The sequence below is a fragment of the Pantoea sp. nfd-35 genome, from assembly GCF_056892255.1.
The window spans coordinates 2,087,709-2,106,944 of sequence record NZ_CP122403.1; the positions used below are offsets into that span (position 1 = coordinate 2,087,709).

The 19,236-nt window shown below is 53.3% G+C and carries 19 protein-coding genes, 1 pseudogene and 1 other annotated feature; of the genes and pseudogenes, 6 read left to right on the forward strand and 14 right to left on the reverse strand.

The window, feature by feature from the left end; genetic code table 11:
- Positions 1 to 30: 30 nt before the first annotated feature.
- Genes yciA through P9J57_RS09770 form a run of 4 tightly spaced genes read right to left on the reverse strand, consistent with a single transcriptional unit; the run spans position 31 to position 2,283 of the window.
- Positions 31 to 453, reverse strand: a complete 423-nt coding sequence (gene yciA, locus P9J57_RS09755; protein WP_013025953.1) for an acyl-CoA thioester hydrolase YciA — start codon at positions 451 to 453, stop codon at positions 31 to 33.
- A 55-nt stretch (positions 454 to 508) separates the two neighbouring features.
- Complete coding sequence (locus tag P9J57_RS09760) at positions 509 to 1,048, reverse strand: septation protein A (RefSeq protein WP_014605727.1); 540 nt, start codon at positions 1,046 to 1,048, stop codon at positions 509 to 511.
- Positions 1,049 to 1,104: 56 nt separating this feature from the next.
- Positions 1,105 to 1,839: a YciC family protein gene (locus P9J57_RS09765; RefSeq protein WP_013025951.1), complete on the reverse strand. Its 735-nt coding sequence runs from the start codon at positions 1,837 to 1,839 to the stop codon at positions 1,105 to 1,107.
- A gap of 27 nt (positions 1,840 to 1,866) precedes the next feature.
- Complete coding sequence (locus tag P9J57_RS09770) at positions 1,867 to 2,283, reverse strand: YkgJ family cysteine cluster protein (RefSeq protein ID WP_015700210.1); 417 nt, start codon at positions 2,281 to 2,283, stop codon at positions 1,867 to 1,869.
- Between the two features lie 251 nt (positions 2,284 to 2,534).
- On the opposite strand from P9J57_RS09770, the gene ompW reads away from it, so the two are divergent.
- Complete coding sequence (gene ompW, locus P9J57_RS09775; protein ID WP_483279488.1) at positions 2,535 to 3,167, forward strand: outer membrane protein OmpW; 633 nt, start codon at positions 2,535 to 2,537, stop codon at positions 3,165 to 3,167.
- A 47-nt stretch (positions 3,168 to 3,214) separates the two neighbouring features.
- On the opposite strand, the gene P9J57_RS09780 is transcribed toward ompW, so the two are convergent.
- The 6 genes and pseudogenes from P9J57_RS09780 to P9J57_RS09805 form a co-directional block, all read right to left on the reverse strand.
- Positions 3,215 to 3,529 (reverse strand): BON domain-containing protein, encoded by a 315-nt coding sequence (locus P9J57_RS09780; RefSeq protein ID WP_014605729.1) that lies wholly within the window; start codon positions 3,527 to 3,529, stop codon positions 3,215 to 3,217.
- Positions 3,530 to 3,673: 144 nt separating this feature from the next.
- The gene (gene trpA / locus P9J57_RS09785; RefSeq protein WP_013025947.1) at positions 3,674 to 4,477 is read right to left on the reverse strand and encodes a tryptophan synthase subunit alpha; all 804 of its coding nucleotides are present in this window, start codon (positions 4,475 to 4,477) and stop codon (positions 3,674 to 3,676) included.
- The gene (gene trpB, locus P9J57_RS09790) at positions 4,477 to 5,667 is read right to left on the reverse strand and encodes a tryptophan synthase subunit beta (protein WP_013025946.1); all 1,191 of its coding nucleotides are present in this window, start codon (positions 5,665 to 5,667) and stop codon (positions 4,477 to 4,479) included. Before trpB ends, trpA begins: the two co-directional genes overlap by 1 nt.
- A gap of 47 nt (positions 5,668 to 5,714) precedes the next feature.
- Positions 5,715 to 7,076 carry a bifunctional indole-3-glycerol-phosphate synthase TrpC/phosphoribosylanthranilate isomerase TrpF gene (trpCF, locus tag P9J57_RS09795; protein ID WP_210450741.1) on the reverse strand — a complete coding sequence of 454 codons (1,362 nt, stop codon included), beginning with the start codon at positions 7,074 to 7,076 and terminating at the stop codon, positions 5,715 to 5,717.
- 2 nt (positions 7,077 to 7,078) lie between these two features.
- Positions 7,079 to 8,672 (reverse strand): annotated as a pseudogene (gene trpD, locus P9J57_RS09800) (bifunctional anthranilate synthase glutamate amidotransferase component TrpG/anthranilate phosphoribosyltransferase TrpD).
- On the reverse strand, positions 8,672 to 10,234 hold the full coding sequence (locus tag P9J57_RS09805) for an anthranilate synthase component 1 (protein ID WP_028715221.1): 1,563 nt from the start codon (positions 10,232 to 10,234) through the stop codon (positions 8,672 to 8,674). Before P9J57_RS09805 ends, trpD begins: the two are co-directional and overlap by 1 nt.
- Positions 10,235 to 10,257: 23 nt before the next feature.
- Positions 10,258 to 10,362 (reverse strand) — a sequence feature (Trp leader region).
- Positions 10,363 to 10,516: 154 nt separating this feature from the next.
- Here P9J57_RS09805 and rnm point away from each other — a divergent pair.
- Together rnm and P9J57_RS09815 are read left to right on the forward strand one after the other, a co-directional pair.
- Positions 10,517 to 11,404, forward strand: a complete 888-nt coding sequence (gene rnm / locus P9J57_RS09810; RefSeq protein ID WP_028715220.1) for an RNase RNM — start codon at positions 10,517 to 10,519, stop codon at positions 11,402 to 11,404.
- A gap of 9 nt (positions 11,405 to 11,413) precedes the next feature.
- Entirely contained in the window at positions 11,414 to 12,034 is a 621-nt protein-coding gene (locus tag P9J57_RS09815) for an L-threonylcarbamoyladenylate synthase (protein WP_028715219.1), read from the forward strand.
- Positions 12,035 to 12,039: 5 nt separating this feature from the next.
- Here P9J57_RS09815 and P9J57_RS09820 read toward each other — a convergent pair whose 3' ends face one another.
- Positions 12,040 to 12,681, reverse strand: a complete 642-nt coding sequence (locus P9J57_RS09820; RefSeq protein ID WP_013025940.1) for a hypothetical protein — start codon at positions 12,679 to 12,681, stop codon at positions 12,040 to 12,042.
- 466 nt (positions 12,682 to 13,147) lie between these two features.
- Between P9J57_RS09820 and P9J57_RS09825 the strand changes: the two genes are divergently transcribed.
- On the forward strand, positions 13,148 to 13,348 hold the full coding sequence (locus tag P9J57_RS09825; RefSeq protein ID WP_028715218.1) for a hypothetical protein: 201 nt from the start codon (positions 13,148 to 13,150) through the stop codon (positions 13,346 to 13,348).
- 496 nt (positions 13,349 to 13,844) lie between these two features.
- Entirely contained in the window at positions 13,845 to 14,729 is an 885-nt protein-coding gene (gene rluB, locus P9J57_RS09830; RefSeq protein ID WP_014593812.1) for a 23S rRNA pseudouridine(2605) synthase RluB, read from the forward strand.
- A 92-nt stretch (positions 14,730 to 14,821) separates the two neighbouring features.
- On the opposite strand, the gene P9J57_RS09835 is transcribed toward rluB, so the two are convergent.
- The 3 genes from P9J57_RS09835 to P9J57_RS09845 all read right to left on the reverse strand — a co-directional run bounded on the left by P9J57_RS09835 (position 14,822) and on the right by P9J57_RS09845 (position 18,016).
- The gene (locus tag P9J57_RS09835; RefSeq protein ID WP_013025938.1) at positions 14,822 to 16,135 is read right to left on the reverse strand and encodes a CitMHS family transporter; all 1,314 of its coding nucleotides are present in this window, start codon (positions 16,133 to 16,135) and stop codon (positions 14,822 to 14,824) included.
- A 529-nt stretch (positions 16,136 to 16,664) separates the two neighbouring features.
- Positions 16,665 to 17,255, reverse strand: a complete 591-nt coding sequence (gene cobO / locus P9J57_RS09840; RefSeq protein WP_013025937.1) for a cob(I)yrinic acid a,c-diamide adenosyltransferase — start codon at positions 17,253 to 17,255, stop codon at positions 16,665 to 16,667.
- The gene (locus P9J57_RS09845) at positions 17,255 to 18,016 is read right to left on the reverse strand and encodes a YciK family oxidoreductase (protein ID WP_022623214.1); all 762 of its coding nucleotides are present in this window, start codon (positions 18,014 to 18,016) and stop codon (positions 17,255 to 17,257) included. Before P9J57_RS09845 ends, cobO begins: the two co-directional genes overlap by 1 nt.
- Before the next feature lie 173 nt (positions 18,017 to 18,189).
- Here P9J57_RS09845 and sohB point away from each other — a divergent pair, with 173 nt between their 5' ends.
- Positions 18,190 to 19,236 carry a protease SohB gene (gene sohB / locus P9J57_RS09850; RefSeq protein ID WP_014593809.1) on the forward strand — a complete coding sequence of 349 codons (1,047 nt, stop codon included), beginning with the start codon at positions 18,190 to 18,192 and terminating at the stop codon, positions 19,234 to 19,236.

Sequence of the window (19,236 nt, forward strand, 5' to 3'; positions counted from 1 at the left end):
CAGGGCAGATTCAGCACCGAAAACCTGTTATCAGGCAGGGTAGGACTGGTTATCCCGTCCTGCTGGCAGTTGGCGAGGATGCCCCTCGTTGTCCACCGCGACGTAAATAAACACGGCTTCGGTAGCACAATATGTCTGCCCGATAGGTTCAGATGACACCTTCTTGATCCATACCTGAACGTTAATCGTCATCGAGCTGTTGCCGGTGCGGATACAGTGCGCATAGCAACTGACGACATCGCCCACTGCGACGGGTTTTAAGAAGGTCATACCATCAACGCGTACGGTGACGACGCGGCCTTCAGCAATCTCTTTAGCCTGGATCGCGCCACCCATATCCATTTGTGACATTAACCAGCCACCGAAGATATCGCCGTTAGCATTTGTATCCGCTGGCATCGCCAGGGTGCGCATCACCATTTCGCCCTTGGGCAATTTATGTTTATCGTCCATTGCTCTGGTTTCTTAAGTCTGAGAGAGACGTTGCCCGCCTGAGCGGACAACAGGTTTATTTTTGTTCTTGTTGCGGCATCTTACGCCAGATATAGACGCCGCTCAGCAGCGTAAACAGCAGCGTAAGGCCGGTCAGTCCAAACACTTTGAAGTTAACCCAGACTGACTGAGGTAACCAAAACGCAACATATATGTTTGCCAGGCCACAAATCAAGAAAAACAGCGCCCAGGCGATGTTGAGATTTCGCCAGACGTGGTCAGGCAGTTCCAGCTCTTTACCCAGCATGGTCTGTATTAACGGCTGTTTCATGAACCACTGGCTGAACAGTAACGCCAGCGCAAACAGGGTATAGATGACGGTGACTTTCCACTTAATAAATTCATCATTATGGAAAACCAGCGTCAGCGTGCCGAAGACGGCCACCAGAACGAAGGTGAAAATCGTCATTTTCTCAAGCTTGCGATACAGCACCCAGCTCGCAACCAGCGCCAGTCCGGTCGCGACAACCAGCGCGCCCGACGCCACAAAAATGTCGTACAACTTATAAAAAATAAAGAAAACAACAAGGGGGAGAAAGTCGAGTAGCTGCTTCATAGTCATTCCAGTTAAGGCTGCATGGCCTGCCAGTGCGCCGGAAGGCGCACGGACAATCAACGTAACAGCATATAAAGCCGGTACAAATAAATCACCAACAGGGTCGAAACCAGGTTACCGATGGCGGTGAAAATCACCGTTGAAACATTCATGGGCAACAGGGTTAATGAGGTAAAGAAAAACATCACGGCGAGCTTAGCCAGTAACCATACGATAATGGCAGGGGCAATCAGCTTCACGTTTTTCCAGGCCATTCGCATGCTGGCGCGCATTGCGGCGATAACGCCGAGTTTTTCACTCGCCAGAATGATTGGCGACAGCGACAGCACAATGGTCAGCAATACGCCCGGAACCACCAGTACCATAAAGCCCAGCTGCGCCACCAGGGTAACGAGAAACGTCAGCAGCAGTAGCTTTGGTAGCAAGGGTGCAGAGGCGCCAATCGCTCGCAGCGCACTTACGCGTTGGCCTGACGAAACCAACGGAATCAGGCACAGCATACCGCCCAACAGCAGCGTATTCCCCACCAGCCCCGCAAACGTTCCCGCTGCAGAAGCGCGCAGCAGCACCTGTTGCTGTTCGGGTGACATGCTCTGCACCATATCGAACAGCGAGGTACTGCTAATTTCGCCTTGCTGCAATATCGCCATTTGATCGTCACCGGGCGTCAGAACGTGTAACAGCATGACCGTGACAAACGCGGTCAGCAGCGACATCAGCACCAGGGTGAACAATTGATGACGAAAAAAATTTCCAGTGTCACGGTATAACGAGCTTGCCGTGATAGACATGTACTCTCCTTGAAAGAACCGGGTTAATTAACCCGGCGATTGTACATGTTCTGACGGCTCGCTGGCACCCGCAACCCGATAACTTTCTGTCATATCAGGTAAAGATGGGTGAAAAAGTGCGGGAAGGCCAAAGCGCGCTCTGGCCCGGTCGCAGCCTTCGTTCCAAACCCCCTGTTCTCCAGACATCTCAAACTCACGGCAGGGCGAAGGCCGGTTTTCATAGATACTGCACGAAACACAGCCGCCAATATCGCCCTTGAGCGCGACACAGCGCGGTGTGCGATCGTTCGTGCCGCGCATATTCCGCATTAACAGACTCAGGGGCTCCGTTAATTCCGTTGGCACCAGCCCCCCGGCGTCATCGGCTTCTGCCCAGTAAAAAGAGACGCGAAAGTGGGCACAACAGGCACCACAGCTAATACAAGGGTTGAGAGTATCGCTCATTTGATCGCCCGCCACCTCTGAGGCATCGAAGCAAAACAGTCTGGGGAGATCAGCAAAGTAATGCGGCGTTACGGTTTCGGCAAGGGATATTTAGCGACCACCAGAGCACGCAAAATTGATTTGAATCAATTCATTGTTTTTTAAATCATTTTTCCGGGTTGATTTAGATGCAATTGACAATGAATCGCGCTAAATCTGTGCGGACAAAAAAATGATTCAGTGCAGGCATTCAATTTCTCACAGGAGTGAATATGAAACTGGCTAAATGCGCCATGCTGCTGGCGCTTGCATTACCGCAATTTGCGTTGGCTCACCAGGCGGGCGATTTCTTTGTCCGTGCAGGAAGTGCCACAGTCCGACCCACCGAAGGCTCAGACAATGTGCTGGGAATGGGGCCGTTTAGCGCAAGCAACGACACTCAGCTGGGCTTAACCTTTACCTATATGGCCACTGATAATATCGGGGTTGAGCTTCTGGCCGCCACGCCGTTTCGTCATAAAGTCGGGCTGGGCCCAACCGGCACCCTGGCGACGGTACGTCAGCTGCCGCCCACGCTGATGGCACAGTATTACTTTTTTGACAGCCAGAGTCAGGTGCGTCCCTATGTGGGCATCGGCGTTAACTACACCACCTTCTGTGATGCCGATTTTAACCAGACCGGACGGGATGCGGGCTTGAGCGATCTCAGCCTGAAGGATTCGTGGGGCGTTGCCGGGCAGGTGGGGCTGGATTACCAGATCAACCGCGACTGGATGCTGAACGCTTCCCTGTGGTACATGGATATTGATACGCAGGTGAAATTCAAAGCGGGCGATCAGCAGCAGAATATCCATATGCGCGTGGATCCCTGGGTGTTCTTCTTTGGCGCAGGTTACCGTTTCTGATAAAAAAAAGGGCCACGTCAACGTGGCCCTACATTTTTTAACCGACGTTATTTAATTTGCATGTTATTAACGACGGATCTTACGCCTGCCACGCTGCGGGTAACCTGGACGGCATGGTTAGCCATCTGCGGCGAGCTGACAAAACCGCTGAGCTGCACTTTACCCTTAAAGGTTTCAACGTTGATTTCAGTCGATTTCAGCGACTCATCTTTTAACAGTTCTGCTTTTACTTTCGTGGTGATGACGGTGTCATCGATATAACCGCCGGTGCCTTCTTTAGTTGGCGTTGGCGCACAGGCGCTCAGTGTTAATGCAACAACAGCCGCGACCATGGCACTTGCCAGCACTTTAAACCATTTCATTGCTTCTCTCCCTGTCACAAATTGGATGCGACGTTACCATAACGGCGCCTGTTAATTGTGGTGCAGAAAATCCGAAATTAGCAAACCGGGAATGAAAAAAAACAGGGAAATCATGCCTTACCGGGCGGTAAGGCATGTGGGGAATTAGCGGGTGGCGGCTTTGAGGTTACCAATAAAGGTTCTCAGGGCATCCAGCATCACTTCGGGTTCTGCCTGATGTTGTTCAATGATTTTAACCACGGCCGAACCTGAGATCGCACCGGCGGAGCCCGCACCGAGAGATTCTCTAACCTGCGAGGGTTCAGAAATGCCAAAGCCCTGCAGCGGCGGCGCTGCATGATATTCCCGTAATTTTGTAATCAGGTGGTCCAGCGGCAGGCTGGCCCGCTTCTCGGTACCGGTCACCCCAGCGCGTGACAACAGATAGGTATAACCGCGGCCGTGAGAGGCAATTTCACGGAGTAGTTCATCGCTGGCGTTGGGGGGGCAAATGAAAATGGGCGCAATCCCGTGACGCATAGCGGCCTGACGGAACGGCGCGGATTCTTCCACGGGCACATCTGCCACGAGAACCGAATCAACCCCGGCCTGGGCACAGCGGGCATAAAATTCATCAATGCCGTTGCTGAACACAAGGTTGGCGTACATGAGTAAGCCAACAGGTAATTCAGGGTACTTATGACGGATGGCAGCAAGCATTTCAAAGCACTGTGCTGTGGTGGTGCCCGCAGCAAAGGCGCGCAGCGTTGCGCTTTGAATTGTCGGACCATCCGCTAGCGGATCTGAAAAGGGAATACCCAGTTCAAGCGCATCTGCACCACCTTCTACCAGCGCATCAATAATTCGTAATGACATTTCGGGTGACGGATCGCCCAGCGTAACGAAAGGCACCAGTGCACCTTCTTTCTTCTCTGCCAGACGTGAAAACAGTCGATCGTAACGTTCCATCAGATTTCTCCCTGCGCAGTCAGAATATCGTGGACGGTGAAGATATCTTTATCACCGCGACCCGAAAGGTTGACGACAATCAACTGCTCTTTCTCGGGTTCTGCCTTAATCATTCTCAGCGCGTGGGCCAGCGCGTGCGCCGACTCCAGGGCAGGAATGATACCTTCGGCGCGGCACAGCGTTTTAAAGGCAGCAAGCGCTTCATTGTCGGTTACCGAAACATAGTCAGCCCGACCAATACTGTTGAGGTGAGCGTGCTGAGGACCGACGGAAGGAAAGTCGAGTCCGGCTGAAATTGAGTATGACTCTTCAATCTGCCCTTCGTCAGTCTGCATCATCGGGGCTTTCATACCGAAGTAAATGCCGACGCGGCCGTGCTTCAGTGGTGCACCGTGTTCGCCGGTTTCAATCCCGTGTCCGGCCGGTTCAACACCAATCAGCTTCACCTTCTCTTCGTCGATAAAGTCGGCAAACATACCGATGGCATTGGAGCCCCCGCCGACGCAGGCGATCACGGCATCCGGCAGGCGACCTTCCTTTTCCAGAATCTGCTTTTTGGTCTCTTCACCAATCATGCGCTGAAACTCACGCACAATCGTCGGGAACGGGTGCGGACCCGCCGCAGTGCCCAGCATATAGTGAGCGGTTTCATAACTGCCTGACCAGTCGCGCAGCGCTTCGTTGCAGGCATCTTTCAGCGTGGCAGAGCCGCTGTGCACCGGGATGACCTCGGCGCCCATCAGGCGCATACGAAAGACGTTCGGCGACTGCCGCTCTACGTCTTTGGCGCCCATATAGATGCGACATTTCATGCCCAGCAGCGCGCAGGCAAGGGCAGAGGCGACGCCATGCTGGCCTGCACCGGTTTCGGCAATGATTTCGTTTTTGCCCATGCGCTTAGCCAGCAGAGCCTGCCCTAACACCTGGTTGGTCTTGTGCGCGCCGCCGTGCAACAGGTCTTCGCGCTTTAAGTACAGGCGGGTTTTCGACCCTTTGGTCAGATTACTGCACAGGGTTAAGGCTGTGGGGCGGCCAGCATAATTTTTCAGCAGATCGGTAAATTCAGCCTGGAATTCCGGATCTTTTTGCGCGCTGACAAAAGCTTCTTCTAGCTGTTTCAAGGCCGGCATCAAAATCTGCGGCACATACATGCCGCCGAAGTCGCCAAAATAGGGATTAAGTAAGGTCATGTTTTGCTATCCTTTTTTTTGGCCCGTCAACACACGGGCCAGGTCAATCAGTAGGCGCGAAGCGTCCGGAATACCGAGGCAATTTTGCTGGCGTCTTTAATACCCGGCTCGCTTTCCACGCCCGAATTGAAATCCAGCCCTGCACAGCCTAACTGAGCGGCTTCGACGCAGTTGTCAGCGCTCAGTCCTCCTGCCAGCAGAACATTCTTCAGGTCCTGTCCTTTTAGCAGCGACCAGTCAAATGTCTGGCCCGAGCCACCGTTGCCGTTATCGAAGACATAGCGGTCAACATGGGGCCAGCGACGTTCGGGCAGGGCCGTCTGGATGCTGAGAGCTTTCCAGATTTGCACGTTTTCTGGCAGCGCCTGATAAAGCTCAGCCACATAGTCCGGGTCTTCATCGCCATGCAGTTGCACGGCACTCAGCTGTAACGCCTCTGTTTTGGTGACAATGTCACTTATAGCGGCATCACGGAACACGCCAACATACTTTAGCGGTGCGCCAGCCATGACCGCGCGTGCACGCTCGGTATCAACCTGACGCGGTGAACCTTCAACAAAGATCAAACCACCAAAAATGGCACCTGCCTCGCAGGCCGCGCAGGCGTCTTCAGGACGGGTCAGACCGCAGACTTTATTGCTGCCCAGGGTGACGCGGCGCACGGCGGCATGAAGATCCTCTTCTTCCATTAGCGCAGAGCCGATGAGGAAACCATTCGCAAAATGGCTTAACTCGCGGACATCCCGATAGTTGTTGATGCCCGACTCGCTGATCACGGTGACGCCAGGGCCCAGGCGCGGGGCCAGTACACGGGTCCGGTTAAGGTCGATGGAGAGATCGCGTAAGTCACGGTTGTTGATGCCGACCACTTTGGCTTCCAGCGCAATCGCGCGTTCCAGCTCCTGCTCGTTACTGACTTCAGTCAGGACGCCCATCTGCAGGCTGTGCGCAATGGCGGCCAGCTGGCGATACTGCTCGTCGTCAACCACAGAGAGCATCAGCAGGATGGCATCCGCCTGGTAGTAACGCGCCAGGTAAATTTGATACGGATCGATAATAAAATCTTTGCACAGGACCGGCTGCGTAATGGCCGCGCTGACGACGGGCAAAAAGGCGAAGTCACCCTGAAAGTATTTCTCGTCCGTTAATACGGAAACGGCAGAGGCATAGTGGCGATAAACCCCGGCTATCATCTCAGGATCAAAATCATCACGAATAAGCCCTTTGGATGGAGAGGCTTTTTTGCATTCCAGAATAAAGGCAGTGCGGGTGCCCTGCAGTGCGTCATAAAAACTACGGCTGGAAAGCGCCACTCGCTGCTGGAAACTCTCCAGAGGTTGCTGCTGCTTACGCGCCTCAACCCAAACGGCTTTGTCTTTCACGATTTTATCTAACACTGTACCCTGCATGATTATCCTCTTGCTGCCAGAGCCACCACGCGCTCATAAGCCTGACCGCTACGGATGGCATTGAGCGCACGCTGTGCATTTTCACGGAGATCTTCATTACCAAACACTTTGAGCAGCATCGCCACGTTGACGGCAACCGCCTCCTCGTGGGCCTGCTCGCCATTACCCTGGAGTAAACGTGTCAGAATGTCACGGTTTTCTTCGGGCGTGCCGCCGGCCAGCGCCTCTTTAGGATGGAAGCCAAAGCCGAAATCCTCTGGCGCCAGCTGATAGCGGGTAATCTCACCTTCACGCAGCTCCGCTACATGGGTGACATCGTGAAGGGCCACCTCATCCATGCCGCCCCCGTGTACCACTGCCGCGCGCTGGTAACCCAGAACTTTTAGCGTCTGCGCGATGGGCAACACCAGCTCGGGGCTGTAAACCCCAATCACGGCCAGCGGGGGACGTGCAGGATTAATCAGTGGCCCCAGCACGTTAAACAGCGTGCGGGTTTTCAGCTGTTGGCGCACCGGCATGGCATGACGAAAGCCCGTATGGTACTGGGGGGCAAACAGGAAGCAGACATTAAGATCGTCCAGCGCTTTGCGTGCCCGCGCCGCAGGCATATCAAGATCGATGCCGAACGCCGCCAGCAGATCGGAAGAACCTGATTTGCTGGATACGCTGCGATTTCCGTGTTTCGCCACCTTCAGGCCGCAGGTTGCTGCGACAAACGCGCTGGCGGTGGAAATGTTAATGCTGTTACTGCCATCGCCACCGGTGCCGACAATATCGGCAAAGGCATAATCCGGGCGAGGAAAGGGTTTAGCATCTTCCAGTAAGGCACAGGCCGCCCCGGCAATCTCCTCGGGGTTTTCGCCACGCACCTTCATAGCAATCAGCGCGGCGGCCAGTTGAGTAGGTTCAAGCTGACCGGTGATGATGGCGCTAAACAACTGATGACTCTCGTCTTGCGTCAGGATGTGCGACTGGTAAAGTTTTTCCAGAATCGTGTTCATATCTTGCTCCCTGTTACTTCGCCAGCGCCCAGGCCAGCGTCTGTTCAAGCAGACGTGCGCCCTGCGTGGTTAAAATGGATTCCGGATGAAACTGGAACCCGCAAACGCGATCTTTCTCGTGACGGACCGCCATTACCATGCCGTTGTAGCTGGCATTCACCGTTAACTCGTCGGGTGTATTACTGCCAACCAGTGAGTGATAACGGGCGACGGGAAGAGGATTGCTGAGCCCGGCAAACATCGCTTCACCGTCATGACTGATGGCAGAGGCTTTACCATGCAGAATTTCGCCCGCCTGGCCTACGTGGCCGCCGTAGGTTTCCACGATTGCCTGATGCCCAAGGCAGATACCAATAACCGGCAGCTTTCCGCGAACCTCGCGCAGCAACGCTGGCATACAGCCCGCATCTTTCGGTGCGCCGGGTCCGGGAGAGAGCATCAGCACCGGATTATTCATGCTGTGCAGTCGGTCGAGCAACAACGACGCCGGCATCGTATTGCGATAAACCACCACGTTATGCCCGAAGGTGCGCAGCTGATCGACGAGGTTGTAGGTAAAAGAGTCGATGTTATCCAGCAGCAGGATGTCAGCCATCAGAAAATCTCCTTGCAGTGATGAGCAGTGGCAATTGCGCGCAACACCGCGCGGGCTTTATTACGGCTTTCGTCCGCTTCGGCCTGTGGGTTCGAATCCAGTACCACACCGGCCCCGGCCTGCACCGTTGCCACGCCGTCTTCCACATAGGCTGAGCGGATCACGATGCAGGTGTCTAAATCACCGTTAGCGGTGAAATAGCCTACTGCGCCGCCGTAGATGCCGCGACGGGTGCCCTCAGCTTCGGCAATCAACTGCATCGCTCTGACCTTTGGCGCACCACTAAGGGTGCCCATGTTCATGCAGGCGCGATAGGCATGCAGCACATCAAGATCATCGCGCAGCGTGCCGACGACGCGTGAGACCAGATGCATAACAAAAGAGTAGCGGTCCACTTTGGTCAGATCGGCAACATAGCGGCTGCCGGGGCGACAGATACGGGCTAAGTCATTGCGCGCCAGATCGACCAGCATCAGGTGCTCTGCCAGCTCTTTGTGGTCCGTGCGCATTTCCAGCTCAATGCGGCTGTCGAGATCGCGATCCAGGGAGCCGTCGGCGTGACGACCACGTGGACGCGTACCGGCTATGGGGTAAATTTCAATCTGACGTGAAGTGGCATCGTACTTCAGTGAACTTTCAGGCGAGGCACCAAACAGTGAAAAGTCCTGGTCCTGCATAAAGAACATATAAGGACTTGGATTACTGCGTTTCAGCGTGTCGTAAGCCGCCAGCGCAGATGGGCAGGGCAGTGAAAAGCGGCGTGAGGGCACAACCTGGAAGATTTCGCCAACGCGAATGGCTTCCTGCATTTTTCGCACCACCTCACAATACTCATCATCACTCTGGCTGGTGGTCAGCGTCATGGTTTCGACAGGCTGAACCGGCAATACCGGCGCAGGCTGTAACATCTGCCCATGCAGTTGCTCAATACGGCGCTGCAGACGCTGAAATTCAGAGGTGGAAGCGCTGAACAGACTGGCCTGCAGGCGTGCGCTGCGCGCCTGGTGATCCAGCACCAGTAGCGTTTCCGCCAGATAGAAGCAGTAGTCGGGGCAACGTTGCTCGCTGCTGAGCTCGGGTAAATCTTCGAAGCCTGCGACCAGGTCATAGGCGAACAGCCCGCCAACAAACACGGCTTCACGCTCTTCACTGGGTGAATTCACCAACTGCGGGATCAGACGCAGGGCATCAAATACCGACAGGGCGCGCAAGCGGGAATCTTCATCCTGCTGATCCTGAGGCGCAGGAAAGGTCAGAACACGGCCGTCAGGACGCGGCTCATTCAGAATGTCAGAGGGTAACGCGTCATCCAGCAGCGGCAGCAGTGCCCGACCATTGTCAGACAGCGCCTGAAAGGTGACGCGATTGCCCAACGCGCTAATGCGCAGGGCGCTGTCGACAATCATCAGGCTTTGTAAGTTTTCTTTGCTGTCAATGTCCGCCGATTCGAGTAACAGGGTGGCCGGACGCGCACCGCATAACTGGTGAAACACCGCGGCAGGATCTTCCCGATAGGGCGCGCTGCCGGTAATTAACTTCACTGTAGGTTTTGCATTGAGCATGATGATTTCTCTGAATATCGTCCAAAAAAAAGCCCGCTCGGTGGCGGGCTCAGGTATCTGCACAGTGTTTACGCTAGGTGTGCACGACAACGTCGCCCGTACTGGGAAACATTGCGCCACCAACCCATCAAAAGCGTAATAACAGTTTTCATGATCAAATACCCGTTTGCGGTGAACTTGTGTACTAGTTAACTGGTTCGCGACAAAAATGTCAATACACTTTTTCAGTGACCGATAAAATCGTTATTATGCTGACCCGAGCAGTAGCCAGCAGGAGTTGTTTTGAGCGATATCGCCCGTTTTCCGCTTTACGATCTTCATAGTCACACACGGGCTTCAGACGGATTACTGTCGCCGCAGGCGCTGGTTGAGCGCGCGGTCGACATGCGCGTCGGGGTGCTGGCCATTACCGATCACGACACCGTTGCGGGCGTAACCGAGGCGCAGCAGACCGTACGGGATCAGCAACTGCCCATTAGCGTTTTAGCCGGTGTTGAAATTTCCACGCTGTGGGAAAACCATGAGATTCATATCGTCGGCCTCAATATTGATATTCAGCATCCGGTCATGACTCAGTTCCTTGCCGGTCAGTATGCGACGCGGCTGGAACGCGCGCATCGCATTGCTGAACGGCTTGAAAAGGCCCAGATCCCGGATGCGCTGGCAGGGGCTATGCGTTTGGCTGATGGCGGAATGATTACGCGTGGCCATTTTGCCCGCTACCTGGTTGAGGTGGGAAAGGCCAACAATATGGCCCAGGTGTTTAAAAATTATCTGGCACGAGGCAAAACCGGCTACGTCCCGCCCCTATGGTGTACAATTAATCAAGCTATTGATGCTATTCACCATTCTGGTGGATGTGCCGTGCTGGCACATCCGGGACGGTATGGATTATCGGCAAAATGGCTAAAGCGCCTGGTCGCGTTTTTTAGCGCCGCGGGGGGCGATGCTATCGAAGTGGCGCAGTGCCAGCAGGCACCTGATGAGCGTACGACGTTAGCGCAATATGCCCGAGATAACGGCCTGGCAGCATCGCAAGGTTCTGATTTTCATCAACCCTGCCCGTGGATCGAACTTGGCCGCAAATTGTGGCTGCCCGCGGGGGTTGAACCGGTGTGGGAACGTTTTCCCGCGCTGGCACCCGCAGTCGAATGTACGGAAAGGGGATAAGAGGTTTCTATGAGTCAACTGTTTCATATTCATCCAGATAATCCGCAACCGCGCCTGATTAATCAGGCGGTAGAGTACCTGAATAAAGGTAGCGTTATTGTCTACCCGACGGATTCGGGTTATGCCCTGGGGTGTCGGCTGGAAGAGAAAGGGGCGATGGAGCGAATTTGCCGGATCCGTCAGCTGGACGGCCATCACAACTTCACCCTGATGTGCCGTGATTTATCTGAGCTGTCAGTCTATTCTCAGGTCGGTAATAGCGCCTTCCGGCTGCTTAAAAATAACACGCCAGGTAATTACACCTTTATTCTCAAGGCGACCAAAGAAGTGCCGCGTCGTCTGATGAATGATAAGCGTAAAACGATTGGATTACGCGTACCTTCAAATCCGGTCGCGCTTGCGCTGCTTGAGGCGCTAAACGAGCCAATGATGTCCACCTCGTTAATTCTGCCGGGTAATGACTTTACTGAATCCGATCCGGAAGATATTCAACACAGTATTGGCAAACTGGTCGATTTGATTATTGACGGTGGCACGCTAGGACAGCAGCCCACCACCGTCATCGATCTGACCAGCGATGCACCTGAAGTCGTCCGTGAAGGTGTGGGGGATGTTACGCCTTTTCTGTAATGCACTCAGGTTTTACGGGTGGCCGGAAGGGTCGCCTGTAACCAGTTTTTAAACTGGCCGTAAGGGATATACAGTGACACGTCTTTTAAAATCACTTTTCCGCTGCGGCCATTTTTAATGGCATCTGAATAACCTACGATAACCCCGCCCAGCGTATCATCACTGTTGTAAACACCGCCGCCGGACATGCCCTGAACCACACCGGCGTTAGACGCCATCGCGATACAAGGGCTTTTATTCCAGGTATTACGAATGGCTGTGCGCGCCAGGTTTACCCCTTTCGACTCCACCGGCATGGCGGAGATATAGCTGTATCCGTACATTTTCACCGCATCACCAATATCGGTGCTGCGGAACTGGGTTAGCGTATTAGGGGGATTCTTGTGATAAATAATCGCAAGGTCGCAATAAGGGTGGTAGGACTTCACGCGCTGCACGGCAAATTTAGCCACGTGCGCGGCAGTCAGGCTGTAGTCAGGCGTCAGAGGAATGCTGGTGCCCAGCGTCCCTAAACCGAGAATGGTAGGGATGCCTGTCACACTCATATCCACGTGTTGCATTGCCGTACGGCTGTACTCAGTGTGACCCACAGAACAACCGCTTAGCGCCAGCGTCATAAGCGCCGGGCATAAAAACTGTTTTTGCATAATGATGTCTTCAGGTGAGCATGTCAGTAAAATCCCTGGTGAAGATTCAAGACATGCAAATTAAAGCTCATCGTGAGCTGTATTAACGCAATATTCCTGATGCGCCGGTTTATAAATATTCAATAACAACCAGTTAGCTGTCTTTTCATACTGCCGCGATAAAGATACCGAAGCCTGTAAGGTTCTCAGAATTAGACGGCCAGAAAGGTCGTATAAGGGTTATCGGCTAAAATTCGTATTAGCCCAATTTTTTTAATTAACTTTTGCTTTATTGACAGAACGACTACATGAGCAGCAGGCCAACCCAATCAGGTCAGCACAAGGGTATTATCGGACAATAATTAAAATTGTACAATTTTTTTATCTTTGTATAGATTTGTCATGCGATTACTGTTGTTTTACAAGGTAAAAAACGCAGCTGTCCAGCGTGAAAGGGTTGGGTTTCGCGCATTCCTGTACAGGCTAAATGGCCACGCGTTTATTTGAGTTAAGTGAAATTTTGCCCGATTTTTATTTAACTCAAATTAAATGGGGTGCGCTAAATAACCTTCCTCATGGAACTTTTGTTGTCACCGCAGAAGCCGTGAGCGAACCGCTTAAATTGTTTGACGGTAAATCTATAGTACAGAAATCATTAAATACAAATCTGTTTTATAGCCATTTTTAAAAACAGATGACGCGTAAAGTTTTATAGTCGCTCATCTGAGAAACATTAGATAAAATTAAGTAACAAGGCGTTACATTTTGCGTTGAGGACAAATAAATCTCTGCCGGGAACCTGTTACAGAAAAGAGCGCGGACAGCCGTGAATCCAGACGACAGTATGCTGAGGATCTGAGGAGGCGCCTTTCTGATAATTATGCAGACAAGGCGTGGCGCGAGCCCGGCTTCAAAGACGACGTTTTCATTATTACAATAAAGAGCAGGCTTCGCTTTCCTTGCCTTCAGCCGCGTTGATGCGTAACAGACGAGCGGTGGGTTTCATCTGTTTTCATGCTGATTTTTACTTACCTGCGGCGCGCATCAGGGCAATGCCATAATACGGGTTACATTAAGAGGGACATCCTGTATAATGGGGCCAACAGGAAAATATAAGCCATTGATTTTTAAGGTTAAATTCCTAATCCATCCGACGCCTGGGAAGGCGACAATGAGGTAGCTCCATGAGCGAAAAGTTACAAAAAGTCTTAGCGCGTGCCGGTCATGGCTCGCGTCGTGAAATTGAAGCGATGATTGCTGCCGGGCGCGTGAGCGTTGACGGCAAGCTGGCCACTCTCGGCGATCGTATCGAAAACAGCAAGGCCCTGAAGATCCGTATTGACGGTCATCTGGTGTCGATTGCTGAATCAGCAACAGAAGTCTGCCGTGTTCTGGCCTATTACAAACCTGAAGGTGAGCTTTGTACCCGCAGCGATCCGGAAGGGCGCCCTACAGTCTTTGACCGACTGCCGCGCCTGCGCGGTTCGCGCTGGATCGCCGTGGGCCGCCTTGACGTCAATACCTGTGGATTGATGCTGTTCACAACCGATGGTGAACTGGCTAACCGCCTGATGCACCCCAGCCGTGAAGTTGAACGTGAATATGCGGTGCGCGTGTTTGGTCAGGTTGATGACGACAAAATTCGTCAGCTCAGTAAAGGTGTGCAGCTTGAAGATGGCCCCGCGGCATTTAAAACACTGCGCTTTGCCGGGGGGGAAGGGATTAACCAGTGGTATAACGTAACCCTGACCGAAGGACGTAACCGGGAGGTTCGTCGTTTGTGGGAAGCGGTGGGCGTTCAGGTGAGTCGACTGATGCGTGTTCGCTATGGCGATATCACGTTGCCAAAAGGCGTACCACGCGGTGGCTGGATGGAGCTTGATCTCCCTGCTGTTAACTATCTGCGCAATATGGTGGGAATGGACGATGAGACCGTCACCAAGCTGGCTGTCGAAAAAGATCGCCGCCGCACCAAAGCCAACCAGATCCGTCGTGCCGTTAAACGCCACAGCCAGACCAGTGGCAGACCTGCGCGTCGTAATCCGGGCAGCAAACGCAACGCGACCTGATATCAGGCTGAGCTGAAGCGCCGGATTAATAAAAAAGCCGCAACGTGATCGTTGCGGCTTTTTGCTGTCAGGGAGAGGTGATCTGAGCCGGTTTAGCGGTGGAACAGTGGAAACGCGCCGGTAATTAATCCCCCGGCCATTAGCACCAGACTGATTAAAATGCCCCACTTAATGGCAAAACGCTGGTGGTCACCAATATCGACTTTCGCCAGACCGACCAAGAGATAAACCGATGGAACCAGCGGGCTGAGCAGGTGGAAAGGCTGACCCACAATCGAAGCGCGGGCAATTTCCTCAGCAGAAATCCCATAGCTGGCCGCCGTTTGGGCAATGACCGGCAGGATGCCAAAGTAGAAGGCATCGTTGGACATAAAAAAGGTAAAAGGCAGGCTGATTAATGCGGTGAATACCGCGAGATAGGGGCCAAAGCTGTGGGGGATAAACGCCAACAGGCTCTTCGCCATGGCATCCACCATGCCGGTTCCGGAAAGGATGCCGGTAAAAATACCTGCGGCAAAAATCAGGGCTGTGACGGCCAGCACATTACTGGCATGGGAACCAATACGCGCCTTTTGCTCTTCCAGCGTAGGGTAATTCAGCATTACCGCAATCGCGAAGGCCAGCATAAACAGAATCTGGATAGGCATCGCGCCAATAACCAACAAAACCAGCAGCACCGTGGTAAGAATAAAGTTTGGCCAGAACATTTTAGGTCGACGATTCGCCGCGCACTCTTCCGCATCGCCCAGGCCCAGCTCAATATTATCCAGATGGTGATCGTTGATGCTCATGACCCCCAGGCGCTTACGTTCCTGCAGGCCAAACAGAAACGCCAGGCCGACAAGGGCCACGCAGGCGATAAAAATGGCCGGCAGCATGGGAATAAAAATGTCCAGCGCGTCAATGCGCAATGCCGCCGCCGCACGGGCCGTCGGGCCGCCCCAGGGAGAAAGGTTCATGATACCGCTTGCAAGGTTAACCAGACAGGTCATTGCCAGCACGTTCATACCCAGCTTGCGGTAAAGAGGCAGAAACGCGGCAATCGCGATCATGTAAGTTGTTGAGCTGTCACCATCCAGTGAGACCAGCAACGTTAACACGGCCGTTCCGACGAGAACCTTAAGCGGATCGCCACGTACGATTTTCAAAATAAACCGCACCAAGGGGTCAAACAGACCCGCATCGATCATCAGGCCGAAGTAGAGGATAGAGAAGGTGAGCATCACGCCCGTAGGAGCCAGCGTTTTCACACCATCGAGCATCATGGCGCCCAGACCCTGGTAAAATCCCCCTATCAGGGCGAACAGTGTGGGAATAAGAATTAGCGCTATCAGCGCTGACATGCGTTTGGTCATGATTAAATACATGAAACAAACAACCATCGTAAAACCCAGTATGGTCAGCAAAATAACAGCCCTCTTATTGGCAAAAAGTTATTCAATTGTGAGTAAGCAAGGTAATAATTTATGGAATTACTTAGCGTGTTAATAGTTAACCTGTTGTTTTGATTAACCATGCACATAGAGATGATATTAAAGCTAAATTATTTTTATCATTTCTTTAACATAAAAGGGTGATCCCGATCGGTTTCCGGCCCGGCTGGCCCGGCACAATGTGACTGTGATCAATGAATGCTGGCGCGGGAAAGGGTTAATTTCAGGCATCATTAACTGGAAAGGGCGCGTAAAACCTAAGCGAAAAAATGACATTGATCGCCAGTTGAATGGGGTAAGGCCGTGAGCAGCCTGCACAAATTGCCCCGACAACCTTAACGCGCCACCGGGAAGGGCGCGTGGTGGGTCATCTCGCGTTTGAGCAAGGGATGGGGATGACAGCTATAGCAAAGTGATAACAGATTGATAATTTGATTGAGACAAAAAAGAGGCGGGTCAGACGGATTCACGCCTGACCTTTATGGCATTGTGTTAATTAACGCTACCAGTCTATGCCCTGTTGGGCCTGGATACCGGCGTCAAAAGCGTGCCTGACGGGGCGCATTTCCGTTACCGTATCGGCCATATCCAGCAGCGTGCGATGGCAGCCCCGGCCAGTAACGATAACGCTCTGATGCACCGGTCGCTGTTTCAGGGCCGTTACCACCGCCTCAAGCGGAAGATAATCCATGCTGACCATATAGGTGATTTCATCAAGTATCACCAGGTCCAGCCGGGGATCGGCCAGCATGCGCTGAGCATGTTGCCACACGGCAAGGCAGGCATCGGTATCGGTCTGGCGATTCTGCGTTTCCCAGGTGAAGCCGGTAGCCATCACCTGAAACTCCACGCCATGCTGTTCCAGCAGATTGCGCTCGCCGTTTGGCCACTCGCCTTTGATAAACTGAATGGCTGCGGCACGCTTACCATGCCCGCAGGCGCGGAGCGCGGTGCCAAACGCCGCCGTGGTCTTACCTTTGCCATTGCCGGTAAACACCATCAGGATGCCCCTGACTTCACTGGCTGCGGCAATGCGGGCATCGACGTGTTCTTTCAAACGCTGCTGTCGCTGTTGGTGGCGTTCATCCGTCATTACTCGGCCGCTCCGGGTTTTCTGCCAGGCTGGGCATCAAAGCTGATACCGGTTTTGCGACGACTGTCGTCGCCCATCAAATACAGGTAGAGCGGCATGATATCGGCGGGGGTTTTAAGTTTGCTGGCATCTTCCTGCGGAAACGCACTGGCACGCATTTTAGTCCGCGTACCGCCGGGATTGATACAGTTGACCCGCAACCCATGATTTTTATACTCATCTGCCAGCACCTGCATCATGCCTTCGGTGGCAAATTTCGATACCGCATAGGCTCCCCAGCCTGCCCGGCCGGTGCGGCCTACGCTAGACGTGGTGAAGACCAGCGAGCCGCTATCTGATTTTAACAACAGCGGCAGCAGGGCCTGGGTGAGGAAGAAAGTCGCATCAACGTTAATCTTCATCACCTGTTGCCACACCAGGGGATCAAGCTCGGCCAGCGGCGTGATGTCACCCAGAATACTGGCGTTATGTAAGACGCCATCCAGGTGTGAAAACCGTTGTGCCAGTTGCCCGGCCAGCTGGTGGCAATGCGCCGGCGTGGCCTCAGACAGATCAAATACGACCGAGTGTGCCGGACATTTGTTTAACTGATTAATCGCCTCTTCTGTCTGCTGCAGCTTTTCGGCGCTGCGCCCCAGTAAGATGACTTCCGCACCAAAGCGGGCATAGGTTAACGCGGCTTCCCGTCCAATGCCGTCAGAGGCACCGGTCACGAGAATCAGGCGATTCGCAAGTAAATCATTTTTGGGTTGGTAATGCATGTTGGGAGCCTCCCGCAACGTGAGGGTTTCACGCTTTATGCCTCAATTCAGGGCATGACGCAATTAGCAACAGGTACATTCTGTGCCAGGTGCTGGCATTTCAGGCGACGAGCCAAAATAAACCAGTTAAACTAACCCTTTGTCAGTAATCCTCTGTTTAATAAGGCGACACGATGGAACTTCTTTTGAATTATGGACTGTTTTTAGCAAAAGCGGTGACGGTGGTGATTGCCATTGCAGCGATCGTCATGATCGTTGTGAACGCCGCACAGCGCAAACGTCACCAGGGTGGGCAACTCCGTTTAACCCACCTCGGTGATGACTACAGCAAAATGAAAGAGGATCTGCAGCTTGAGAAAATGAAACCTCAGGCACAAAAGCTGTGGTTAAAAAATCATAAGAAAGCCGAGAAACAAAAGGCTAAAGCAGAGAAACGCGCAGTGAAGCAGGGCAGCCTGGAGACCGCCAGGCCGACGCTTTATGTGCTCGACTTTAACGGCAGCATAGATGCCAGCGAAGTGAAATCATTGCGTGAAGAAGTCTCTGCCGTACTGGCAGTGGCCCAGCCCGGTGACGAAGTCCTGCTGCGGTTGGAAAGCCCGGGTGGCATGGTGCACGGCTATGGTCTCGCCGCCTCTCAGTTGCAGCGCCTGCGTGACGCCGGATTAACACTTACGGCTGCCGTTGATAAGGTCGCGGCCAGCGGCGGTTACATGATGGCCTGTGTTGCCAGCCAGATCGTGGCGGCGCCCTTTGCGGTCATAGGTTCAATTGGCGTTGTCGCGCAAATTCCTAACTTCAATCGCCTGCTCAAGCGCAACGATATCGATGTTGAACTGCACACGGCGGGCCAGTACAAACGCACCCTGACACTGTTTGGTGAAAACACGGAGGAAGGGCGTGAGAAATTCCAGCAGGATCTGAATGAAACACATCTGTTGTTTAAGCAGTTCGTTCACGAAATGCGCCCGTCACTCGACATCGACCGTGTCGCCACCGGTGAGCACTGGTACGGACGCCAGGCCCTGACGTTAGGCCTGATCGATCGTATTTCAACCAGTGACGATCTGATTATTCAGCACATGGATAAATTTACCGTGCTGGGCGTGAACTACGTGCGTCGCCGTTCAAGAATCGATCGCCTGACCCACAGTTCAGGACAGGTATTTGAACGCCTGCTGCTAAAGTGGTGGCAACGCGGTGATAAACCGATGTTATGA